The 6542-nt window shown below is 63.0% G+C and carries 6 protein-coding genes; 4 read left to right on the top strand and 2 right to left on the bottom strand.

Translation table 11 applies throughout. The features are described from left to right. On the bottom strand, positions 1-863 hold an 863-nt coding region (locus EOA85_RS23965; protein ID WP_164759840.1), incomplete at its 3' end, for a type III PLP-dependent enzyme. Between the two features lie 540 nt (positions 864-1403). Between EOA85_RS23965 and EOA85_RS23960 the strand changes: the two genes are divergently transcribed. The 4 genes from EOA85_RS23960 to EOA85_RS23945 all read left to right on the top strand — a co-directional run bounded on the left by EOA85_RS23960 (position 1404) and on the right by EOA85_RS23945 (position 5405). Next, positions 1404-2603 carry an amidase gene (locus EOA85_RS23960; RefSeq protein ID WP_127211415.1) on the top strand — a complete coding sequence of 400 codons (1200 nt, stop codon included), beginning with the start codon at positions 1404-1406 and terminating at the stop codon, positions 2601-2603. Position 2604: 1 nt separating this feature from the next. Continuing rightward, positions 2605-3504: a LysR family transcriptional regulator gene (locus tag EOA85_RS23955; protein ID WP_029349706.1), complete on the top strand. Its 900-nt coding sequence runs from the start codon at positions 2605-2607 to the stop codon at positions 3502-3504. Positions 3505-3589: 85 nt separating this feature from the next. Then, positions 3590-4258: a DUF1007 family protein gene (locus tag EOA85_RS23950; RefSeq protein ID WP_029349704.1), complete on the top strand. Its 669-nt coding sequence runs from the start codon at positions 3590-3592 to the stop codon at positions 4256-4258. Between the two features lie 4 nt (positions 4259-4262). Next, entirely contained in the window at positions 4263-5405 is a 1143-nt protein-coding gene (locus EOA85_RS23945; RefSeq protein WP_127211414.1) for a nickel/cobalt transporter, read from the top strand. Positions 5406-5437: 32 nt separating this feature from the next. On the opposite strand, the gene denD is transcribed toward EOA85_RS23945, so the two are convergent. Beyond that, positions 5438-6415: a D-erythronate dehydrogenase gene (gene denD / locus EOA85_RS23940; RefSeq protein WP_127211413.1), complete on the bottom strand. Its 978-nt coding sequence runs from the start codon at positions 6413-6415 to the stop codon at positions 5438-5440. Positions 6416-6542: the final 127 nt, after the last annotated feature.

The raw sequence follows: 6542 nt of genomic DNA, 5'->3' as shown, positions 1-6542 counted from the left end.
ATGTCGAGGAACACCCAGCGCACATTGTCATTGTCGGCCTTCTTCGAGATCAGCACGACTTCCGACTTGATGACGCCGGCATTGCCAACCATGCCGCGGCCCGGTTCGATGATCGTCTCGGGAATCGCGTTGCCGAAATGCTTGCGCAGCGCCGAGAAGATCGCTTGGCCATAGGCCTGCGCCACCGGCACATCCCTGAGGTAACGGGTCGGAAAACCGCCGCCCATATTGACCATCTTCAGAACGATGCCTTCCTCGGCAAGCGTGACGAAAACCTTTTTGGCGTCGCCGAGCGCGCGGTCCCAGGCGGTCAGATCGGTCTGCTGCGAGCCGACATGGAACGACACGCCATAGGCGTCGAGGCCGAGCGTCCTGGCATGGCGCAGCACGTCGACCGCCATCGCCGGCACGCAGCCGAACTTGCGCGACAGCGGCCATTCGGCGCCTTCGCCGTCGGTCAGCACGCGGCAGAACACACGGGCGCCGGGTGCAACGCGGGCGATCTTCTCGACCTCCTCGACGCAGTCCACCGCGAACAGCCGGATGCCGAGCTGATAGGCGCGCTGGATGTCGCGCTCCTTCTTGATGGTGTTGCCGAAGGAGATGCGGTCCGCCGGCGCACCGGCGTCCATCGCCATCTCGACTTCGGCAACGGAAGCGGTGTCGAAGGACGAGCCCATCGCAGCAAGGAGGCGCAGAATTTCCGGCGCCGGGTTTGCTTTCACCGCATAGTAGATTTTCGAATCGGGAAGCGCCTTCTCGAAGGCGCGAAAATTGTCGCGCACGACATCGAGATCGACGACGAGGCAAGGGCCGTTCGGACGTCGGGTGGCGAGGAAGTCAAGGATGCGCTGGGTAGCCATCGGGATCTCTCCATCAGCGCCTTTCGGCGCGCACAAAGGCTGCGGGACGCGGGTCATCGACCTCGCGAACACGCGGTGGACAAAGGCGGGACGTCAAATCATGGAACCAGCCGGTGGAGACCCCGGAACCATGAACGCCGTCTCGCGGCGGTGAACCTTGGCCTTGCCCGGCCTAGGTTCGCTTTGTCTGCCTTGGCTTGGATGGGAGACCCGTCCGCACTGCCGGCAATGAAGGTGTGCCTCTTCAGTAACCCCGGTCTTTGGACGACCGGCAGAACACCAGAAAGGCCCGCACCGTCGTTGCTTCAAGGTGTCCTCGGTCTGGCGGTTGGCCGCTAAACCGACTGGAGGGGTTGGCTCCAGCTACCTTACCGATATCCCTCACCATTTGAGGATCGGCGGACACCCACAGGCACGTGCGACTTTGGGCAAGCGCGATATAAGGTCGAAGGATTTCACAATCAATAAAAATCGTACGCCAGGTTGTAAAATTCCTGGCACCGAACAATGTTGCAACAACTGTATCCGGATATCGAACGCATGACAGGCACTTGCGGCCCTCTGAACGCTTTTCTCGACCTTGACGATATCCCAGTGTCCAATGCGCAAGCCGGCCCGCTTGCCGGCCTGCGGCTGGCCGTCAAGGATATTTACGACGTCGCCGGCTACCGCACCGGCTGCGGCAATCCGCAGAAACACCGGGAGGCTTCACCCGCCTCGGCGACAGCGCCGGCCGTCCAGGCGCTGCTTGATTCGGGCGCGCGCTTTGTCGGCAAGACGCAGACCGACGAGTTGGCCTTCTCCCTGATGGGGCTGAACGCGCATTTTCCGTCGCCGGTCAATCCGGCAGCGCCGGACCGCGTCACCGGCGGCTCATCCTCCGGTTCCGCCGCCGCGGTTGCCGGCGGGCTGGCCGAGATTGCCATCGGATCCGACACCGGTGGCTCGATCCGCGCGCCGGCAAGCTTTTGCGGCTTGATCGGCCTGAGGACCACGCATGGCCGCATTTCGCTTGAAGGCACCATGCCGCTGGCCCCTTCACTGGACACGTTCGGCTGGTTCGCCAGGGACATGGCCACCTACGAAAAGGTCGGCACGGTGCTGCTCGACGACGATCGGCAACGCCACGACTTGGCACGCGCCCTCGGCCTCGACGCGCTGGACCGCCTCGTGCTCGGCCCGCAGCAGGCCGACGAATATCGCGCCATGGTCCGCACTGTCGCTTCGGTGCTGGGCGCGCCGCGCACCGTTGCCCCGCTGTCGCATTCCACCGATGATCTCTATTGGTGCTTCCGCAAGCTGCAGGGGTACGAGGCCTGGCAAAATCATGGTGCCTGGATCTCGCAGGGTGACCGGATGCTCGGCCCCGGCGTCAAGGAGCGTTTCGAGCATGGCGCGACCATCGACCTCGCAACCGCACGACGCGAAACGGAACGTCGCGTTTCGTTTCGTATTGAACTTGCCGACCTGCTTGGCGAGGACGGTGTTCTTGTGCTGCCGACCGCTCCAGGTGCCGCCCCGCTCAAGTCCGCCTCATTCGACGAATTGCAGACCTATCGCGAGCGCGCGCTAAGGCTGCTGTGCCTTTCGGGCCTGTCCGGCTTTCCGCAGATCACCCTGCCGCTGGGCAAGGCCGACGGTGCGCCATTCGGCCTCTCGCTGCTTGGACCTGAGAACAGCGACCGGCAGCTGCTGACGCTTGCCGCGCGTATCCTTTCAGCTCACCACGGGAGCGCATGACATGGACACGCTGACCCGCATGCGCGCCTTTATCGACGTGGTCGAGGCCGAAGGTTTTTCGGCAGCGGCGCGCAAGATCGGCCGCTCCAAGGCGCTGCTGTCGAAATATGTGCGCGAGCTTGAGGACGAGCTCGGCGCGTTGCTGCTCAACCGCACCACCAGGCAGTTCTCGCTGACCGAGGCCGGCCACACTTATTACCGCCGCGCCTCGGAAATCGTCCGCGAGGTCGACAGCCTGGCCGATGCGGTGCGTGAATCCTCCGGCGACGTTCGCGGCAGGATCAAGCTGTCGGCGCCGCGCACTTTTGCTGACGCACCGATCGGCCAGTCGCTGATCGACTTCGCCAAGCAGCATCCCGACATCGTGCTCGACATTCATCTCGACGACCGCTTCGTCGATCTGGTCGAGGAAGGTTTCGATCTGGCCGTGCGCATTTCGCGGCTGGAAAACTCCTCGCTGATCGCGAGGCGCCTGGCACCGTTTTCGGTGCGGCTCTGCGCATCTCCCGAACTGATCGCGAAGCACGGCATGCCTGTGCGCCCGCAGGACCTTGGCCGCGTGCCCTGCATCATCGACACCAATGGCCGCTGGCTGACCAACTGGCCGTTCAAGGGCGACAGCGGCGATACGGTAACCGTTTCGGTCTCCGGTCCGATCGAGGTCAACAGTCCGATGGCGGCAAGGGCCGCCGCCGTGGCGGGATTGGGATTTTCCATCCTGCCGGATTTCATCGCCGCGCCCGACATAGAAAGTGGCCGGCTGGTGGCCGCGCTGGATGACCGCATCCTACCGGGTGGCGGCATCTTCGCCGTCTATCCACACCGGCGCTATTTGCCTGCGAAGGTTCGCGTCTTTGTCGATTTCCTGGTGCAGTGGTTCAAGACGATTGACAACGCATGAGCTTTCAGCCGCTTGCGGTCCCATTTTCGCCCCGTTTCTGGTAACTCTCGATATTTTACCCAAGCTGATGGAATCGCGACCGAGAATGCACCTGAAACGGCAAGCAATCATCATGGCTTCGGCCATAGCGGCGACATTTGCCACGGTCGGGCCAGCCGAGGTGCATCCGCACGTCTTCGCCGAGGCTCGCCTCGAAGTGGTCCTCAGTCCGGATCACCAAACTGTGAAGGCTTTGCGCCATCTCTGGCGCTTCGACGATTTGTTTTCGAGTACGGTTATGATGGAATTCGACAAGAATTCCGACCTGAAGCTCGACGACAAGGAGTTGAAGGAAGTCGCCGACACCGTCCATGCTTCGCTGGCGGAGTTCAATTATTTCCAGCTCGTCACCGTCGACGGCAAGGACGAGGCGATGAACCCGCCGCCGCAGCTGATGGCCAATTTCGAGAACGATCAACTCATCATCCTGTTCGAATCCGAACCGAAGGCACCGATGAAGTTGGCCGGCAAGATCGATATCGGCGTCTACGACCCGACCTTCTACACGGCGATCGATTTCACCGAGGATGCCAATCTGCAGGTCGATGGCATGCCGTCGACCTGCGCGAGCAAAGTCGTTCGTCCGAACCCCGACGAGGCGCTCGCCGAGAACCAGAAGACCCTGACGGACGCCTTCTTCAACGATCCGACAGGCACCGATATGAGCAAGATCTTCGCGACCAAGCTTGAACTGAACTGTCAGCCAGAAGGATAATCCGGTGACGAAACCGTCCCTGCGTTTGGCCTTCGGCCTTTTGGCCGTCGCCCTTGTGACGACGCACTTCCTCGGCACCGCCCACGCCCAGAGCTCGCTCGGCATCGGCACCAATGACGGGATGGCTCCCACCACCGGCCCATTCGCCCACATCCTGATGTGGATCAACCTGCGCCAGCAGGAATTCTACCGCGCGCTTGCCGGCGCAATGAAGGCGATGCGCGAGGACGGCAACAAGCTGTGGCTGCTTATCGGCCTGTCCTTCGCCTATGGCGTTTTCCATGCTGCCGGCCCCGGGCACGGCAAGGCGGTGATCTCGTCTTACATGGTCGCGAACGAAGTCGCGCTCAAGCGCGGCATCATGCTGTCCTTTGTCTCGGCCCTGCTGCAGGCGCTGACCGCGATCCTCGTGATGATGCTCGCCTACTTCGTCCTGCGCGGCACCACCATATCGATGACCGATGCGGCATGGTTCCTCGAAGTCACGAGCTTTGTCTTCGTCACCCTGTTCGGCGCCTGGCTTTTGTGGCGCAAGGCCGGCCCCGCTATCCTTCGCCTGTTCGGCGCCAACCCTCCCTACAGCCTGTCGGCGGCCCATGCCGGCCACCCACATGCCGGCCACTCACATGCAGGCCACTCACATACGCATTCAGTGCATGCGCTTCACGCACATGGCCATGACGGTCACGATCATCATCACGGCGCACACGACCATCACCATGACCATGGCGGGCACGATCACCATCACCATGCGGGGGTCGAAGTCTGCGAGACGTGCGGGCATTCACACGCGCCCGACCCGACGCTGCTTTCCGGCGACCGCTTCGACTGGCGCACCGCCTGGTCGGCGGTGGCTGCGGTCGGTATCCGGCCCTGCTCGGGCGCGCTGATCGTGCTGAGCTTTGCGATGCTCAACGGGTTGTGGTTCGGCGGCATCCTGTCGGTGCTGGCGATGGCGCTCGGCACCGCGATCACGGTCTCGATCTTGGCGACGCTGGCGGTGACTGCCAAGAACTGGGCGGTCTATGTCGCCGGTGACGGCCGCATGGGCAACCGCATACATTCGATCGTCGAGATCGGCGGCGCAGCCTTCGTTTTCCTGTTCGGGCTGCTGCTGCTTTCGGCCAGCCTGACCGCTGGCGGATGACGCCTTCGCCCGTCCGATCGAACGCGCGTTAGCTAACCGGCAATTTTGCCGTCCAGCTCGTCCTCGATGTGGACGCGGATGATATCGTCGAAGCTGGTTTCGGCGGCAAAGCCAAGCTCCCTCGACCGCCGCGCTTCGAACCGTGTCGGCCAGCCCTTGACGATCGCCCAGATCGTATCGTCGGGCTCCTCGCGGATCAGTTTCACCGCCTCGGCGCCGGCAATGCGTTCCAAGGCCTCGATCTGCTCGCCGACCGTGACGGCGACACCGGGCATCGTCAGATTGCGGCGTGGCCCGACGGCGCTGCCGTCAATCCCTGCTGCGTGGATCAAAAAATTCACCGCGGAGCGCGGGCTGGCGTGGGTGTGCACGACAGAGCGCGGCACCGGCAATATCGCTTCCTGGCCGCTCAACGGCTCGCGGATGATGCCGGAGAAGAAGCCTGACGCGGCCTTGTTGGGCTTGCCGGGCCTGACGCAGATGGTCGGCAGCCTGATACCGATGCCGTCGAAGAAGCCGCGCCGCGTATAATCGGCGAGCAATGCTTCGCCCATCAGCTTCTGCGTGCCGTAGGAGGTCAATGGCGTCGGGTGGAATTCGTCGGGGATGATGTCCGGGAACGGTGCGCCGAACACGGCGATCGACGAGGTGAAGACGACGCGTGGCGCAAACCCCGCCAGCCTTATGGCATCGAACAGCGCCCTTGTGCCGTCGAGATTGACGCGATAACCGAGATCGAAATTGGCTTCCGCCTCGCCCGACACGACGCCGGCGAGATGGAAGATCACGTCGGGGCGCGACGCGACCAGCCGTTCCATCCCGCTCGCCGCGGCGAGATCGCCTGTATGGATAGTGACACCGACGCCTTCCAGTGCCGGCGCCTGCGGCGGCACGATATCGTGAAGGTCGAGCGCGGCGATCCTCCGGCCGCTGAGCGTTCCGTCCTTCGCCAGCCGGGCGATGAGCTTGCGGCCGACCATGCCTGCCGCGCCGGTAATCAAAATACGCATATCAATGATCCTTTTTGCGCTGGCTGCGGCCACGCAGCCAAAACACGACGAAAATGGCCACCATGAAGACAGCGGCAATTACAGCGGCAAGAATGGTCGAGACTCGGCCGACCGCTAGCATCACGGT

Source organism: Mesorhizobium sp. M5C.F.Ca.IN.020.29.1.1 (genome assembly GCF_003997375.1).
GTDB classification, from domain to species: Bacteria; Pseudomonadota; Alphaproteobacteria; order Rhizobiales; family Rhizobiaceae; genus Mesorhizobium; species Mesorhizobium wenxiniae.
This window is presented reverse-complemented; position numbering and strand designations above follow the sequence as displayed.